This window comes from Nonomuraea sp. NPDC047897 (genome assembly GCF_043204415.1).
GTDB lineage: Bacteria > Actinomycetota > Actinomycetes > Streptosporangiales > Streptosporangiaceae > Nonomuraea.
Window position 1 is genome coordinate 64,563 of the sequence record NZ_JBIDCC010000009.1, and the last position, 15,684, is coordinate 80,246.

At 69.2% G+C, this 15,684-nt stretch carries 15 protein-coding genes and 1 pseudogene; 9 read left to right on the plus strand and 7 right to left on the minus strand.

From position 1 onward, the window contains the following. The first annotated feature begins 16 nt into the window (after positions 1-16). The gene (locus tag ACGF0J_RS21065; RefSeq protein ID WP_393148204.1) at positions 17-1,750 is read left to right on the plus strand and encodes a pyruvate dehydrogenase; all 1,734 of its coding nucleotides are present in this window, start codon (positions 17-19) and stop codon (positions 1,748-1,750) included. A gap of 12 nt (positions 1,751-1,762) precedes the next feature. Here ACGF0J_RS21065 and ACGF0J_RS21070 read toward each other — a convergent pair whose 3' ends face one another. Next, on the minus strand, positions 1,763-2,479 hold the full coding sequence (locus ACGF0J_RS21070; RefSeq protein ID WP_393148206.1) for a GntR family transcriptional regulator: 717 nt from the start codon (positions 2,477-2,479) through the stop codon (positions 1,763-1,765). 357 nt (positions 2,480-2,836) lie between these two features. Between ACGF0J_RS21070 and dapA the strand changes: the two genes are divergently transcribed. From dapA to ACGF0J_RS21085, 3 genes are all read left to right on the plus strand, one after another. Continuing rightward, a complete protein-coding gene (gene dapA / locus ACGF0J_RS21075; RefSeq protein ID WP_393148208.1) occupies positions 2,837-3,754 on the plus strand; it encodes a 4-hydroxy-tetrahydrodipicolinate synthase in 918 nt (305 codons plus the stop codon). Positions 3,755-3,807: 53 nt separating this feature from the next. Next, positions 3,808-5,493, plus strand: coding sequence for a ribonuclease J (locus ACGF0J_RS21080; RefSeq protein ID WP_393148210.1), 1,686 nt, complete (start codon positions 3,808-3,810; stop codon positions 5,491-5,493). A 203-nt stretch (positions 5,494-5,696) separates the two neighbouring features. After that, on the plus strand, positions 5,697-5,924 hold the full coding sequence (locus tag ACGF0J_RS21085) for a zinc ribbon domain-containing protein (protein WP_393148212.1): 228 nt from the start codon (positions 5,697-5,699) through the stop codon (positions 5,922-5,924). A gap of 109 nt (positions 5,925-6,033) precedes the next feature. Here the strand turns inward: ACGF0J_RS21085 and ACGF0J_RS21090 are convergent, their stop codons facing one another. The 4 genes and pseudogenes from ACGF0J_RS21090 to ACGF0J_RS21105 form a co-directional block, all read right to left on the minus strand. After that, positions 6,034-6,342, minus strand: a complete 309-nt coding sequence (locus ACGF0J_RS21090; protein WP_393148214.1) for a GNAT family N-acetyltransferase — start codon at positions 6,340-6,342, stop codon at positions 6,034-6,036. A gap of 189 nt (positions 6,343-6,531) precedes the next feature. Continuing rightward, complete coding sequence (locus tag ACGF0J_RS21095; protein ID WP_393148216.1) at positions 6,532-7,308, minus strand: ABC transporter permease; 777 nt, start codon at positions 7,306-7,308, stop codon at positions 6,532-6,534. Positions 7,309-7,356: 48 nt separating this feature from the next. After that, positions 7,357-8,124, minus strand: a complete 768-nt coding sequence (locus tag ACGF0J_RS21100; protein ID WP_393148218.1) for an ABC transporter permease — start codon at positions 8,122-8,124, stop codon at positions 7,357-7,359. Positions 8,125-8,198: 74 nt separating this feature from the next. Further along, positions 8,199-8,840: pseudogene (locus ACGF0J_RS21105) on the minus strand (ABC transporter ATP-binding protein); the annotation flags it as partial. A gap of 112 nt (positions 8,841-8,952) precedes the next feature. Between ACGF0J_RS21105 and ACGF0J_RS21110 the strand changes: the two are divergent. The 3 genes from ACGF0J_RS21110 (at position 8,953) to ACGF0J_RS21120 (ending at position 12,845) form a co-directional block, all read left to right on the plus strand. Next, the gene (locus ACGF0J_RS21110) at positions 8,953-10,509 is read left to right on the plus strand and encodes a histidine kinase (protein WP_393148220.1); all 1,557 of its coding nucleotides are present in this window, start codon (positions 8,953-8,955) and stop codon (positions 10,507-10,509) included. Further along, entirely contained in the window at positions 10,506-11,147 is a 642-nt protein-coding gene (locus ACGF0J_RS21115) for a response regulator (RefSeq protein ID WP_393148222.1), read from the plus strand. The genes ACGF0J_RS21110 and ACGF0J_RS21115 overlap by 4 nt, the downstream gene beginning before the upstream one ends. Before the next feature lie 222 nt (positions 11,148-11,369). Next, the gene (locus tag ACGF0J_RS21120) at positions 11,370-12,845 is read left to right on the plus strand and encodes an aldehyde dehydrogenase (NADP(+)) (RefSeq protein ID WP_393148224.1); all 1,476 of its coding nucleotides are present in this window, start codon (positions 11,370-11,372) and stop codon (positions 12,843-12,845) included. A 464-nt stretch (positions 12,846-13,309) separates the two neighbouring features. On the opposite strand, the gene ACGF0J_RS21125 is transcribed toward ACGF0J_RS21120, so the two are convergent. After that, positions 13,310-13,912 (minus strand): IclR family transcriptional regulator, encoded by a 603-nt coding sequence (locus ACGF0J_RS21125; RefSeq protein WP_393148226.1) that lies wholly within the window; start codon positions 13,910-13,912, stop codon positions 13,310-13,312. Beyond that, positions 13,855-14,076 (minus strand): helix-turn-helix domain-containing protein, encoded by a 222-nt coding sequence (locus ACGF0J_RS21130; protein WP_393148228.1) that lies wholly within the window; start codon positions 14,074-14,076, stop codon positions 13,855-13,857. The genes ACGF0J_RS21125 and ACGF0J_RS21130 overlap by 58 nt, the downstream gene beginning before the upstream one ends. 53 nt (positions 14,077-14,129) lie before the next feature. Between ACGF0J_RS21130 and ACGF0J_RS21135 the strand changes: the two genes are divergently transcribed. Both ACGF0J_RS21135 and ACGF0J_RS21140 read left to right on the plus strand, forming a co-directional pair. Beyond that, positions 14,130-14,258, plus strand: a complete 129-nt coding sequence (locus ACGF0J_RS21135) for a hypothetical protein (RefSeq protein ID WP_393148230.1) — start codon at positions 14,130-14,132, stop codon at positions 14,256-14,258. A 425-nt stretch (positions 14,259-14,683) separates the two neighbouring features. Next, positions 14,684-15,478, plus strand: coding sequence for an NAD-dependent epimerase/dehydratase family protein (locus ACGF0J_RS21140; protein WP_393148232.1), 795 nt, complete (start codon positions 14,684-14,686; stop codon positions 15,476-15,478). Positions 15,479-15,684: the final 206 nt, after the last annotated feature.

Here is a 15,684-nt window from a genome sequence, read left to right on the forward strand (position 1 = left end):
ACGGGGGGCCTGCCTCATGACGACAGTCGCCGAGCAGCTGGTGCGCACCTTGCGCGGGGCCGGTGTCCAGCGGATCTACGGGGTGGTGGGCGACAGTCTCAATCCCATCGTCGACGCGATCCGCCGCACCGACGGAATCGACTGGGTGCACGTCCGGCACGAGGAGACGGCGGCGTTCGCCGCCGCGGCGGAAGCCCAGATCACCGGGCGGCTCGCGGTGTGCGCCGGAAGCTGCGGCCCCGGCAACCTGCACCTGATCAACGGCCTGTACGACGCGCACCGCAGTGGCGCCCCGGTGCTCGCCATCGCCTCCCACATCCCCTCCGAGCAGATCGGCACCGGCTACTTCCAGGAGACCCATCCCGATCGGCTGTTCCTGGAGTGCAGCCACTTCTGCGAGCTGCTGTCCGAACCCGAGCAGATGCCTCGCATGCTGCGCATGGCCATGCAGACCGCGGTGGGACGCGCCGGCGTGTCGGTCATGGTCGTTCCCGGGGACGTCGCCGAGGAGGAGACGGACGGCGCCGCCGTCGCCCCCGTCCCGCTCGTCGAACCGTCGCCGGTGGTGCCCCGGGCGGAGCAGGTCGAGGCGCTGGCCGGTGCGCTGAACGACGCCGAGAAGGTCATGCTGTTCTGCGGCGCGGGCTGCCGTGACGCCCACGCCGAGGTCATGGAGCTGGCGGCGCTGCTGCAGGCACCCGTCGGCCACTCGCTCGGCGGCAAGGAGTGGATCCAGTACGACAATCCGTACGACGTCGGCATGAGCGGGCTGCTCGGCTACGGCGCCTGTTACGACGCCATGCACGAGGCCGACCGCGTCGTGCTGCTGGGCACCGACTTCCCGTACGACGCCTTCCTGCCGCAGGCGCGTACCGTCCAGGTGGACGTCGACCCGGCCAGGCTCGGCCGGCGCACCCCGCTTGACGTGGCCGTCCACGGCGACGTGGCGGCGACCATCCGCGCGGTGACGCCGCTGCTGCGCAGGCGTACCGACCGCTCCTACCTCGACCGCGTGCTGCGCGAGCACGCGCGCAAGCTGGACCGGGTGGTCGCTGCCTACACCAGCGACATCGAGAACCGGACGCCGATCCACCCCGAGTACGCCGCCTCGGTGCTGGACGACGTCGCGGCCGAGGACGCGGTGTTCACCGTGGACACAGGCATGGGCAACGTCTGGGCGGCGCGCTACCTGACCCCGAACGGCCGGCGCCGGGTGATCGGCTCGTTCCGCCACGGCAGCATGGCGAACGCCCTGCCGCACGCCATCGGCGCGCAACTCGCCGCGCCCGGCCGGCAGGTCGTCTCGATCTCCGGCGACGGCGGGCTGTCCATGCTCATGGGCGACCTGCTCACCCTCGCGGTGTCGCAGATCCCGGTGAAGGTCGTGGTGTTCAACAACGCCTCGCTCGGCATGGTCAAGCTGGAGATGCTGGTCGCCGGGTTCCCGGACTTCGGTACCGACAACTCCCACGTCGACTACAGCGCGATCGCGGCGGCCTGCGGCATCCCCTCGGTGCGGGTGGAGAAACCGGCCGAGGTGCGGGCGGGGCTGGCCGAGGCGTTCGCGCGTCCGGGGCCGGCCCTGGTGGAACTGGTCACCGACCCGAACGCGCTGTCCATGCCGCCCAAGGTGACGGCGGCGCAGGTGCGCGGCTTCGCCCGCGCGATGGGGCGGACGGTGCTGGACGGCGGCGTCGGCAAGATGGCGCTCATGGCCCGCAGCAACCTGCGCAACATCCCGCGCCCGTGAGCGTCGCCCCGCTCACAGGGGCATGCTGTACGTGACGCGGAACCGGTCGCCGGGGATGACGATGTCGCTCGTCTCGACGGGCCGATCGGCCGCCCAGTGCGTACGTTCGACATGCAGCACATGCACCCCGGCCGCCAGGTGCAGCGCGTCGATCTCCGCCGGGCGCGGCGGCCGGGTGTGGACGCTCTCGACGACCTCGGTGACCTTGATCCCGAGCGCCTGCATGCGCGCGACCAGGCCGCGCCGTTCGTCCTCCCCGTGCACGGCGAGCTCACGCGGCTCGTACGAGGTGGCGAGCTGGAGCGGTTTGCCGTCGCCGCGGAAGATGTACTGGGTCCTGGTCAGCGTGGCCGAACCGTCGACCTTCAGCCGCCTGCCGAGGTCGGGGCCGGCCTCGACGGGCTCGCTGTGCCAGTCCCATGTCACGCGCCGGCCCTGGGCCTGCAGGTCGGCGGCGAACGGGGCGGGATGGTCGAGGAACCGCCACCGGTGCAGCGGAGCGAGGACGGGGCGGTCCCTGACGTAGTGGCCGGAGCCCACGCGGCCGATGATGAGGCCCTCGCCCGCCAGGGCGCGCAGGGCGTGCCGGGCCGCCGTCTCGCCCACCTGGTACTTGCGGGTCAGCTGCGCCCGGGAGGGGATCGGGGCGCCGGGGGGAAGGGTGCCGTCGATGATCTGCCGCCGGATGTCTTCGACGACGCGCAGGTAGACCGGATCTGAGGTGGCCACTAGTCCATCCCTGGGGGGTTCGTGTGAGGCGTTGCCCCATGTTGCCGTATTCGACAGGTAACCAACCGTCATCGAACAGACTTGGAGCCCCAACTTTGCGGACCGGAAAAATCATCCGAGAAACCCTGTAACACCGACGTAAGGTGCACCGATTAGCCGGTAGAGGTCGTCGATGTGTGTACCCCCGAGCACATATCGGCGGCCTCTTCCCTTATGTTTCCCTACGGCCGCCTCTTTCCCGGCGTGGCTGGACATGCCCCCAGATGGCATGGAACGGTGTGACAAAGGACGCCCCCAAGCTGGCAAAGCGGGGTGGCGGCGTCCACCGGTTTGCGGAATCCAGGTAGCGTTCGCACTATGGCACCGCCCACTGGAACCACGGACGCACCCTTCGGCCGCATGCTGACCGCCATGGTCACGCCCTTCGCCTCCGATGGCGCGGTCGACTATCCGGCCGTCCGCCGGCTCGCCGCCTACCTGGTGGACGAGCAGCGCAACGACGGCCTCGTCGTGAGCGGGACGACCGGTGAGTCGCCCACCACCTCCGACGAGGAGAAGGAGCGCATCCTCGGTGCGGTGCTCGAAGCGGTCGGCGACCGCGCGACCGTGGTGGCCGGTGCCGGCTCCTACGACACCCACCACAGTGTCCGGCTCGCCAGGGCGGCGGCCAGGGCCGGGGCGCACGGGCTGCTCGTCGTGACGCCCTACTACAACAAGCCCCCGCAGGAGGGGCTCTACCAGCATTTCACCACGGTGGCCGACGCGACCGAGCTGCCGGTGATGCTCTACGACATTCCGGGCCGCAGCGGCGTGCCGATCTCGAGCACGACCCTGATCCGGCTGGCCCAGCACGAACGCATCGTGGCCGTGAAGGACGCCAAGGGCGACCTGTTCGCCGGCAGTCAGGTCATGACGGCCACCGACCTCGCCTTCTACTCCGGCGACGACCTGCTCAACCTGCCCTGGCTGTCGATCGGCGCGGCGGGTTTCGTGAGCGTCGTCGGGCACGTCGTCGGCGGCGAACTGGCCCGCATGATCGACCTGTACCGGGACGGCGACGTGGCCCAGGCCCTCGCCGTGCACCGCCACATCGCGCCCGTGGTCGACGGGATCATGCTGAGCGCGGGGGGCGCGATCATGGCGAAGGCCGCCCTGGGCATGGTCGGCATGCCCGTCGGATCGGTGCGGCTGCCGCTGGTGCCCGCGACAGAGAAGCAAAACGCCGAGCTGCGTGCCTGCCTGGTAGCCGGCGGGGTGAAGTTGTCAGACGTCTAAGACGGGGAGGAACCGGAAGTTTTGAGAACACGATTTGACCACGGGGGACAGGCATGAGCCATCCACATCCCGAACTGGGCCCCCCACCCGCACTGCCTGAAGGCGGCCTGCGCATCGTCGCGCTCGGCGGACTGGGTGAGATCGGCAGGAACATGGCCGTCTTCGAGTACGACGGCCGGTTGCTGATCGTCGACTGCGGGGTCCTGTTCCCCGAGCCGGACCAGCCGGGGGTCGACCTGATCCTGCCCGACTTCGAGTACATCAGGGACCGCCTCGACGACGTCGAGGCCGTCGTGCTGACGCACGCGCACGAGGACCACATCGGCGCCGTCCCCTACCTGCTGCGGGAGCGGCGCGACATACCGCTCATCGGCTCCAAGCTCACCCTCGCCCTCATCGAGGCCAAGCTCACCGAGCACCGGATCCAGCCCAAGAAGCTCCAAGTGATCGAGGGCGAACGGCACACGTTCGGGCCCTTCGAGTGCGAATTCTTCGCGGTCAACCACTCGATCCCCGACGCGCTGGCCGTGGCCATCCGGACGCCCGCGGGCATCGTGCTGCACACCGGCGACTTCCGCATGGACCAGTTGCCGAGCGACGGGCGTCTCACCGACCTGGGCGGATTCGCCCGGCTCGGCAGCGAAGGCGTCGACCTGCTCATGTCCGACTCCACCAACGCCGAGGTGCCGGGGTTCGTCACCAGCGAACGCGAGATCGGGCCGGTCATCGACGAGGTCATCCGCACCTCGGAGCAGCGGGTCATCGTGGCCAGCTTCGCCTCACACGTGCACCGCATCCAGCAGGTCATGGACGCGGCGGCCCGGCACGGCCGCAAGGTCGCGCTGGTGGGCCGTTCGATGGTGCGCAACATGGGCGTGGCCCGCGACCTCGGCTACCTCAAGGTGCCGCCGGGGTTGATCGTCGACTCCCGCGACATCGAAGAATGGCCGCCCCAGGACGTGGTGCTCGTCTGCACCGGCTCCCAGGGCGAGCCGATGGCCGCGCTGTCGCGGATGGCCAACCGCGACCACCCCATCCGGATCGCGCAGGGCGACACCGTGCTGCTGGCCTCGTCGCTGGTGCCCGGCAACGAGACCGCCGTCAACAAGGTGATCAACGGCCTGACCCGCTGGGGCGCCCGGGTCGTGCACAAGGGCAACGCCAAGGTGCACGTCTCCGGCCACGCGGCGGCGGGCGAACTGCTGTACGTCCTCAACCTGACGCGCCCGTCCAACTTCATGCCGGTCCACGGCGAATGGCGGCACCTGCGGGCCCATGCGAAACTCGCCGCGCTCACCGGCGTTCCGCAGGACCACATCGTCATCGCCGAGGACGGTGTCGTGGTCGACCTGGTCGACGGCCGAGCCAAGATCGTCGGTGCCGTCCATGCCGGTTACGTCTACGTCGACGGCTCGTCGGTCGGCGAGATCACCGACACGTCGCTCAAGGACCGCAGAATCCTCGGCGACGAGGGCTTCATCTCGGTCGTCATCGTGGTCGACTCCAACACCGGCAAACTCACCGCCGGGCCGGAGATCCACGCTCGTGGCTCCGGCATCGACCCGGCCCAGTTCGACGAGTTCATCCCACAGATCGAGAAGGCCCTGGAGGCCAAGGCGGCCGACGGGGTGGTCGACATGCAGGAGATCCGGCGGGTGGTCCGCCGCACGGTCGGGCGCTGGGTCAGCGACACCTACCGCCGCCGCCCGATGATCATTCCTGTGGTGCTCGAGGTCTGAGACCCGACGCAGGCCCGAGGCCCACGTACGCCTCGGGCCCCCGTAGGCCCTTCATGGCTACGGGGGGCACGTGACCTAAGGCAGCCCTCGAAGCCGGCCTCTGCCTGCTTCGAGGGCCGCGCCCGCCTGGGGTTCGTCATTCGTGCCCTGCCCACGCACCCCTGAGGCTCGGTCCGGGGCAGTCGCAGGCGTCCTCAAGTTTCGTGCACGCGCACAAGGCTGAAAGCGCCGGTCGAGAGCTGATCGCAGTCGATCCCCGCAACACCTCCCGCACGTGCTCGCGCTGCGGGCACGTGGCGAAGGAGAACCGCCGCACCCAGGCCGCGTTCGCCTGTACGGCGTGCGGGCACACCGCGCACGCCGACGTGAACGCGGCGACCAACATCCTCAGGGCAGGGCTTGCCCTTCGCCAGGCCGCCCAAGCGGCTTAGCGAGAAGCCGCTTCCTTCAGGGAGCGGAGGAGTCACGGTCACTTCCCGGCCTTTGCCGTGCACGTCCGGACCGACGCAGTCCGGTAGGGTGCGCGGCCCCTTCGCCTTCTCAGTCAGTGACTCGGCTTCTGTTCTGGTAGAGGAGATCGGCGTACTCGGGGTGGTGCTCGATCCAGCCCGCGTAGAAGGGGCAGGTGGCCAGCACCCGCAGGCCTGACTTCCGTGCCTCGTCCAGCGAGGTCCGAACCAGCGCCGAGCCGATGCCCTTTCCCTCGTGCGTAGCGCTGACTTCGGTGTGGACGAAGGCAATCAGGTCGGGGGTGAGGATGTACTCGGCGAATCCGGCCACCTCCTCCTCTCCGTCCAGCCTCGCCTCATAGCGGCGCGCCTCGCGCGCGTTAGTAATATGTACGGTCATGTCCCCTCCATGAGGGTGAGCGTAGTGCGCCTTCGAGCGCCCGGCGGCAGGCCGGCCCGCAGGTAGCGGGTTTGCCGAAAGCACCCCTCGTCGAGCCCGGATCCGGCCTCTTTCCGCGGCCTCAACAGAGCCACCACATGTAGGTGCCACTGCCTGCCCTACCATGGGCGCACCTCATGGAACTCCCACTCAGGCCGCTCTCCTGCACGAAAGCAACGTACCCACGGTCACCGGTACCGCCGCGTAAGCGATCATGATGATGGCAGCCGCCCACGGAGGCAGCAGCGAGCCGTACACAGAGTTCGTGAGGTCCGCCTGTGTGATCTGCCGGGGGAGTCCTCCGATCATGACGGAGCCGAGGCGTTCGCTCCACGGCTCCGGCAGGTTGCCGCAGATCATCGGTATCACGTAGGCGAGCCCGACGAGGGTCGAGACGGCGCCGGCCGTGGATCGGAGGATCGCGCCCGCGCCGAGGCCCAGCAGCGCGAAGACGGGTACCGAGAGACTGGTGGTGACGAGCGTGGGGAGCCTCTCGAAGACAGGTGTGGTGTAGATGCCCGAGAAGCGGTCACCGATCACGAGGCGACACAGGAAGTGGGTGCCGAACACGGTGATGGTGCCGGCCAGGAGGCCGAGCAGCCCAACGACGACGGATTTCGCCATGAGTACGGGCCAACGCCGTGGCACCACGGTGAAGCTCGTCTTGAGCATCCCGGACACATGTTCGGAGGTGAAGGCCAACGCGCCCAGGATACCCATGCAGAGCTGCGGCACGATCACCACCACCTCTTCGACCTCCGCGAGAGCGGCCTGCGGGCGCCGATGGGGTGGGGCACTGTCGTACATGCCGGCGGCCGTCCACGCGACCGCCAAACCGAGAAGGATGCCGCCCATGCTCAGAACGAGGTTGAGGTAGGTGGAGCGGACCGAACGGATCTTCAACCACTCCGAAGCCAGTGTGTTCACCCGTCCTGCCTTTCTGGCGCGACCTTCGGCCACTTCAACCGGGTATGGTCACGCATCGCGTTTCCTGAACAGGTAGAGGGCGATGGTCAGAGCGACGGCGGCGTAGGAGACCAGGACCGTGAGGGCGGCCCAGGGCGGCAGGAGACCGTCGCCGAGGCGCCGGGACAGTCGTTCGCCCGCGATCTGAGGCACCAGGTTGGGCAGCATGAAGGTGGCGACCCGGGTGTTCCACGGAGCAGGGAGGTAAGGAGCGACGCCGGGCAGCACGAAAAGGAGGGACACCACCGACACGATCCCGGCGGCCGTGGAGCGGGTGGCGCATCCCAGTCCCAGCCCCACCAGCGCCAGGACCGTCACCGACAGCCCCGAAGCGAGCAGCATCGGCAGGTCGGCGGTGAAGGAGGACTCGTTGAACCCGAGAAACCGGTCACCGGCTATCAGACGACTCGTCAAGTACGTGACCAGAAGGATGGCCATCGCCCCGACAAAGGTGACGGCACCCACGACGCCTGCCTTGGCCACCAAGAGAACACTTCTTCGGGGGACGACTGTCAGGCTTGAGCGGACCATGCCGGTGGCGTACTCAGAAGAGATCGCAAACACGCCCAGCAGCGCCAGACTCGCCTGAACGAGCGGCAGGAAGCCCTGCTCGGGTGCCGCGGCACGGGTTGGTCCCCGCTCGTCGGACAGGCTTCCGGCGTAAAGGGTCCACACGGCACCGAGGACCACCATGAGCGCCGCAACACCGATCGTTTGATAGGTCGAGTTGATGGAGCGCAGCTTCAGCCATTCGGAGGCGACCACAGCCTTCGTCATGACGACACCCCGAACTGCACGCTGCTCGCAGTCAGGGCCATGTAGGCGTCTTCGAGAGTGTGGTAGCGGGTGGTGAGCTCTGCGACCGTGGCTTGGGTGATCAGTCGACCACGACCGACGATCACGATGCGATCGGCCGTCAGGGCCATCTCGCTCATGAGGTGGCTGGACAGCAGGATCGTCCGTCCTTCGGCCGCGAGTGAGCGCATGAGATCCCGAAACCAACGCACCCCGTCGGGATCCAAGCCGTTGACCGGCTCGTCGAACATCAACACCTTGGGGTCTCCGAGCAGCGCCGCGGCGATGCCCAGCCGCTGCTTCATCCCGAGGGAGAAACCTTTCACCCGCTTGCGGGCCACGCCTGCCAGGCCCACCTGCTCCAGCACCTCGGCCACTCGCCGCGGGCCGATGTCGTTGGTGCGGGCCAGGCAGAGGAGATGGTGGTAGGCGCTGCGCCCCTCGTGCACGGCATTGGCGTCGAGCAGCGCACCCACCTCGCGCATGGGCCTGGCCAAGGACCTGTACGGCCGGCCGTTGACGAGGGCCTTCCCCGAAGTCGGTGCGTCGAGGCCGAGGATGAGGCGCATGGTGGTGGACTTGCCGGCACCGTTGGGCCCCAGGAACCCGGTGACATGCCCCGGCTCCACGGTGAAGGACAGGTCGTGCACGGCCAGGGTGTCGCCGTAGCGCTTGGTCAGGTGGTGGAGTTCGATCACGCTCAAGAAGATGCGGCATGGCCGGCCACCGGCGCATCGGACCACGGTCCGAACCTCAACGTCAGACCGTAGGCTGACGTGCCGGCCCCGCATCATTGGCTACGGTCTACGCGTGAACGAGCCGTACCCCCTCTTCGCCCGCCGCCTCAGCCGTGGCCAGCTGGTCGCGCTGGACGCGGTGGCGGGGCTGGTGTTCTCGCTGCTGTTTCTCACCATGGTCAGGCCCGTGGCCGGGCTGCCGATGGGAGGCTTGGTCCTTGCTCTGGGCCTGGGCCTGCCGCTGACACTGCGCAGGTTCTGGCCTGTCCCGATCTTCTGTCTCGCGCTGACGGCCTCGATCGCGGCAGTGGTGCTGGGTTCGGCCACCTTCGCCTACGTGGCGCCCGCTTATGCGCTCTACATCGTCGCGCTGGTGGACGAGAAGGGGGCCTGGGTGCCGACCACCGCGATCGCGGTGCTGACCGCGGTCACCCTCGTCGGCCTGGTGGCGGTGGGGGGCACTCCTCGGGCGGGTGCTGCGACCTGGCTCATGGATATGGATGTGCCGCTTCTCGGCATCGCTGCGCTGGGAGGGGCATGGACGGTCGGTCGCGCCGTCCGCGAACGACGGCTGTACGCCGCGCGTGACGCCGACAGGCTGGCCGAGAAGGCCGTGACGGAGGAACGGTTGCGCATCGCCCGCGAGCTGCACGACGTGGTCGCGCACAGCGTGGGGATGATCGCAGTGAAGGCGGGTGTGGCCAACCACGTTCTGCGCACGCGTCCGGAGGAGGCGCATGAGGCCCTGCGGGTCATCGAAACGGTGAGTCGCGGTGCGTTGGTGGAGATGCGTCAGTTGCTCGGTGTGCTGCGGTCGACCGATGCGCCCGACCGAGGACCGGCGCCCGGCCTCGACGGGATCTGGGAGCTGGCCGAACGGGCCAGGATGGCTGGGGTGGAAGTGGCACTCCATGTCCAGCTCCCTTCTGGTGATGACGATCAGGAGAGCCGAAGCGGCACACCGATGGTGGCGCACGGAGGGAGCCTGGACGCGCCGCCTGCGATGTCGGGCGTGCGACGGGGTCGATCTGTGGGGCAGCCGGGTAGCGGCCGGGGCGGGTCGGCGGTGGCGTCGGATGGGAGTCATGCCCCGCCCGGTAGGGGCGCCGGAGAGTCGGTGGGGCAGCCGGGTAGCGGCCGGGGCGGGTCGGTGAAGGTGCCCGGAGAGGGCGCCGGAGGGACGGTGGGGGCGTCGGCCGAGCACGCCGGTAGATCGGCGGGGACGCTGGGTGAGCGCGCCGACACGTCGACGAGGGCGTCTACTGGGAGTGCGAAGCAAGGACGATGGGATCGAGAAGAGGCCGGTCACGGGCAGCATGCCGACGAGAGGTTGCCCGAGGGGGTAGAGCTTTCGGTATATCGGATCGTGCAGGAGGCGCTCACCAACGTGGTCAAACATGCGGCGCCCGCGCGGTGCCGGGTGTCCGTGGTCGCAGGTGCGCGCGAGGTGCGCATAGAGGTGACCGATGACGGGCCGGGGCGGCGTACGACGTCCGCGACCGGGGCGGGTCACGGATTGATCGGCATGCGCGAACGGGTCATGACCTTCGGCGGTGTATTCGAGGCCGGCCCCTTGCCGGGGAGGGGATTTCGGGTCTTGGCGACGCTCCCCTACAGGGGTGCCGCATGATCCGGGTGCTCGTCGCGGACGATCAGGCGCTGCTGAGAGGGAGTTTCAGGGTGCTGGTCGACTCGGAGCCCGATATGACGGTCGTCGGGGAGGCCGCGACAGGTGCCGAGGCCGTGTCCATCACGATGGAGGAGTGTCCTGATGTGGTGCTCATGGACGTTCGGATGCCGGAGATGGATGGGATCGAGGCCACCAGGCGCATCGGCACGGCATCGCGCGTCCTCATCGTGACCATGTTCGACCTGGACGCCTACGTCTACGACGCGCTCCGGGCCGGGGCCAGTGGGTTCCTGCTCAAGGACACTCCGCCGACCGACCTGCTGGCCGCCATCCGGGTGGTCGCACGAGGCGAGGCGTTGCTGGCTCCCACGGTGACACGCAGGCTGATCGAGGAGTTCGCTCGCGTTCCGGTCACGCCGGCCCTTCGGGGGCTCGACGGGGTCACCGAGCGGGAGCGGGAGGTTCTCACCTTGATCGCTCGTGGGTTGTCCAACGCCGAGATTTCCACCCACCTCCAACTGAGTTCAGCGACGGTCAAGACCCACATCAGCCGCCTGCTGGCCAAGCTGGACGCCAGGGACAGAGCTCAGTTGGTGATCGCAGCGTACGAGGGCGGGTTGGTGTGTCCGGCTCGGTGACCCTTACCAGGGCCACCCGCGCCGGGGTGGTCATGCGCCGGGGTGGTCGGCTGGCTCGTGTGCGGCTGCCTCATGTGCGGATGCCGTGTGGGCTTGCGCCGAGGAGCCACGGACAACTGATACTCGCCGTCCATATATGTGAACTTAAGTCAGATTTGTAGACAAGTGCGGCAACTGTAAGAATCGGGTGGAGAAGGTGTCAAGACTCCGAAGGGCCAATCCATGATCTACGGATACGATCCCAGGACCGGTGAGACGGTGGGCGCAGCGCTGCCCGAGACGGACCGTGACGGGGTCGACAAGATCGTCTCTGCCGCGGCCGCCGCGGGCGCCGCCTGGCGTGCCACCCCCGCTGCCGACCGGGCGGTCACGTTGGAGGACGTCGCCGACGCGCTGACCACGCACGTGGACGAACTGTGGCAGCTCGCCGACCAGGAGACCGCCCTCGGTGAGGTACGGCTACGCGGCGAGGTGGCCCGAACGGCCGGCCAGTTCAGGCTCTTCGCGCAGGTGATCAGGGACGGCGGCTATCTGGACGCCGTCGTCGACCACGCCGATCCGTCGGCGACCCCGCCCAGGCCCGACGTACGCCGGATGAAGCACGCGCTGCAGGGCGTCGTCGCGGTGTTCTCGGCGAGCAACTTCCCGTTCGCGTTCTCGGTGGCCGGCGGCGACACGGCGTCCGCGCTTGCCGCGGGCTGCCCTGTGGTGGTCAAGGCCCACCCCGGCCACCCCCGCACCTCCGAGCGCGTGGCCCAGATCGTCCGTGAGGCCCTGCCGCAGCCGGAACTGCTCGGGCTCGTCCAGGGCATGCAGGCCGGCATCGACCTGGTGCGTCATCCCTCGGTGGCGGCGGCGGGGTTCACCGGATCCGTGGCGGGCGGCAAGGCGATCCAGGCGTTGATCGACGAACGTGAAGTGCCGATCCCGTTCTTCGGAGAGCTGGGCAGCGTCAACCCGGTCGTCGTGTTGCCGTCCGCCCCGACGGCCGAGGTGGCGACCGGTTTCGCGGGCTCGCTCACGCTTGGGGTGGGGCAGTTCTGCACGAACCCGGGGCTGATGTTCGTGCCGGACGACGACGAGCTCCGCAAGGCGCTGGCCGCGGCGGTCGAGGGCACCACGGGCGGCCCGATGCTGGCCGAGCGGATTCGCGACGGCTACCTGGGTGGCGTCGAACGGCTCGGCGAGCTCACCCTGCTGGCCGAGGGCAAGCCGGGCGAGGGCCGCTGGGCGGTGACGCCCAAGGTGTTCACCACGGACCTGCGCTCGTTCGAGCAGGGGCTGCCGCGGATCGCCGAGGAGTGCTTCGGGCCGGCGTCCCTCGTGGTGACGTACCGGGACGCCGCGGACCTGCCAGCTGTGCTGGAGCGGCTCGAGGGGTCGCTGACGGCGACCGTCCACGCCGCCGACCCGAGCGAGGCGGCGCAGGTGGCCGACGTGCTCGGCCGCAAGGCCGGGCGGCTCATCTGGAACGGGTGGCCGACCGGGGTGGCGGTGTGCTGGGCGATGCACCACGGCGGTCCGTGGCCGTCATCCACCGCACCCGCGCACACGTCCGTCGGGGCGACGGCCATCGACCGGTGGCTGGCGCCCCGCGCCTACCAGGACTGGCCGGAGGAACTGCTGCCCGACGAGCTCAAGGACTCCAACCCGCTGCGTGTCCCGCAGCGCGTGGATGGCGCCCTGCGCGCGTCCTGAACCTGTACGAGGGCTGCCTCGCGGCGTCGTGAGCACGCGTCCATAGCGTGTCTCGCGGCGTCGTGGGCGCGGTCCGTGGTGTGTCTTGTGGGGTGGTGGGCGCGGTCCGTGGTGTGCCTTATGGGCGGCTGCTCGGCGTGGGCGGTGGTGATGCGCTGGAGCAGGTCGAAGTCACCGAGCCCGTTCTTGAATCCGGTCACATTCGGCGCCTGCGCCAGTTCGGTGACCGCCGCGAGGGAGATGCGGGCAGTGCCCCGCTGGGAGATGATGACGGGCAGCCCGTCCGTTTCGCTCGCCTCCAGCACGTAGCGGACCAGGTCGCCGGAGGGGCGGTGACCAGGTAGGGCGGCATGAGCACCCGCCCGTCGGCGCCTTGGGCGGCGGCGGCCTGGGCGGTGGGCAGCGTGCCGCCGGCGCCGGCGAAGACGGGCGCAGGGTGGCCCTTCTAGCGGATGCCCTCCGGCCTAGCGGATGCCCTCCCGTCGGAGGGTGGCAGCGAGCTTGCGGGTGTGGGTGACCATCGCCTGGGTGATCCGTTCGACGTGGGCGGGGCCCGGCTCGGCCGGCATCGAGCAGCTGATGGCGTCGGTCGCGGGGATCCGGTAGTCGACGGTCACGGCCACGCAGGCGACGCCGGGAGTGCCCTGCTCGCGTTCGTACGCCCAGCCGCGGGTGCGGACCTGGTCGAGTTCCTCGGTGAGCTTGACCAGGTCGGTGATCGTGTGTTTGGTCATGGCCTGCAGCGGGCCGGGCAGCACGGCCTTCACCTCGTCGTCGGTGAGCTGCGCGAGCAGCGCCTGCCCGAGTGCGGTGACGTGCGCGGGCAGCCGCCTGCCCACGCGCGGGGTGATGTGGTGGGCGTCGCGTGACTCCCGTGTGGCCAGGTAGAGCACGTGGGACTCGTCGCGGCGAGCGAAGTGGACGGTGTGCCCGATCTCGTCGCGCAGGTCCTCCAGGGCCTGTTGCGCGAACGGCAGGGCGGGGTCCTTGTCCAGGTAGGCCGTGCCGGTCAGCAGGGCGTGCGGCCCGATGCCGAACGCCCTTTGGCGGTGTCGGTCTCCACCCATTTGAGTTCGACGAGTGTGCGCATGAGGGCGTGCAGGCTGCTGCGGGGGAAACCGGTGTGCTGCTGCAGCTGTGACAGCGTCAGTGCCTCCGGGGAGGCGGCCAGCGCCTCCAGGATGCGGACCGTCCGCTCGGCGGACTTGACGAGCTGCGGCTCCATGTCCATCCCTCTCGACAATCGTTCCTGATGTGCCAGCATATGGGATGGCGTCCACGTACATGGACACTCCGCCCTTCACCCGCACCGAGAGCGGGAGGGCGATGATCTTCTCGGGCGGCATCATGGTCGTGAGCGTGATCAGCATCACGACCGTCATGCCCCGGAACTTCTCGCGTGCCAGAACGTAGGCGGCGATGACGCTCCGAAGCAGCCGCGGCGGCAGCCCGAAGCCGGCCACCACGAACGAGTTGAGCAGGTAGGCATTGTCGGCGGCTGCGGCGAGCGTGCGGGCGTCGGGCACGTCCTGACGGACCACAGGTAGTGGGCCGGGCCCTCGATGAGCAACGCTAGCGGCGGGCCCGGGACGATCGAGCCCACCGTGGTGCCGACGGCCGGCACGACGCTGTGCGAGATCGCCCGGCCGTCAGCGTGACGGCGAGTGCCGCGGTGGGCGTCTCTCCGAGCAACTGGCGTGACATGAACCGCCTCCTGTTCACATCCTTGGACGGCTGTCCAAGATCTGTCATCAGTTCATGGGAACCTAGCAAGTGACGCAGATCACGGCCACTCTTCAAGAATGTGAATATCGGGCAGCTTTGTGTACAAGGTGGCCATGCGCATTCTCATGACAGGTGCCGCCGGCAAGGTCGGCACGCTCATGCGGCCCCGTCTCGCCCGCGAGGGCCGCATCCTCCGCCTGTCCGACCTCGTCCCGCTGGACCCGGGCCCCGGCGAGGAGGCGGTGACGGGCGACGTCGCCGACGAGGCGGCCATGGCCGAGGCGGTCAAGGGCGTCGACGCGGTCGTCCATCTCGGCGGCCAGAGCCGGGAGCACCCGTGGGCCGACATCGTGCACGCCAACATCAACGGCACCCAGGTGCTGCTGGAGGCCGCGCGCGCGGAAGGGGTGCGGCAGGTCGTCCTGATGGGCAGCCACCACGCGGCCGGCTTCCACACCCGTCCGCCCGGCGGGGCGGAGTTGCCCGACTACGCCTTCCCCCGGCCCGACACCTACTACGGCGTGAGCAAGGTCGTCATGGAGGCGCTCGGCAGCCTCTACCACGACAGGTTCGGCATGAATGTGACGGTGATCCGGCTGGGCACCTGCAGCGAGGCCTCGGGCGACACTCGGGGCCTGACCACCTGGATCTCGCCCGACGACTGCGCCCTCCTGCTGGAGGCGGCGCTCGTCGCGCCCGGGTACCACGTCGTCTGGGGCGTCTCCGACAACCGGCGCCGCTGGTGGTCGCTCGACGAGGCGCGGGCCATCGGCTACGTCTCGCGCGACGACTCCGAGGCGTACGCCGCCCGGATCATCGCCGAGCAGGGTGAACCCGACCTGGCTGAGCCGCTGCACGACCGGGCCGGAGGGGTGTTCACGCTCAACGAGCTGGGAGGCGCCTGGTAGGGCCGGGGGCGGGCGGGTTCCCTGGCGCGCTGTCCCGGACGACGGCCGGCAGCCAGCATGTCCACTCATGATCGTAAATGCAACCGGTTGTAGTAGATCCTTGGGTGGCAGCAAAAAGTTGACGAGGTGCTTCCGTGCACTATCCCGTGCTGAGCAGGGGATACGTCGTTGACGATATATCGGTAACGGGTTTGTAACGCCTGCAA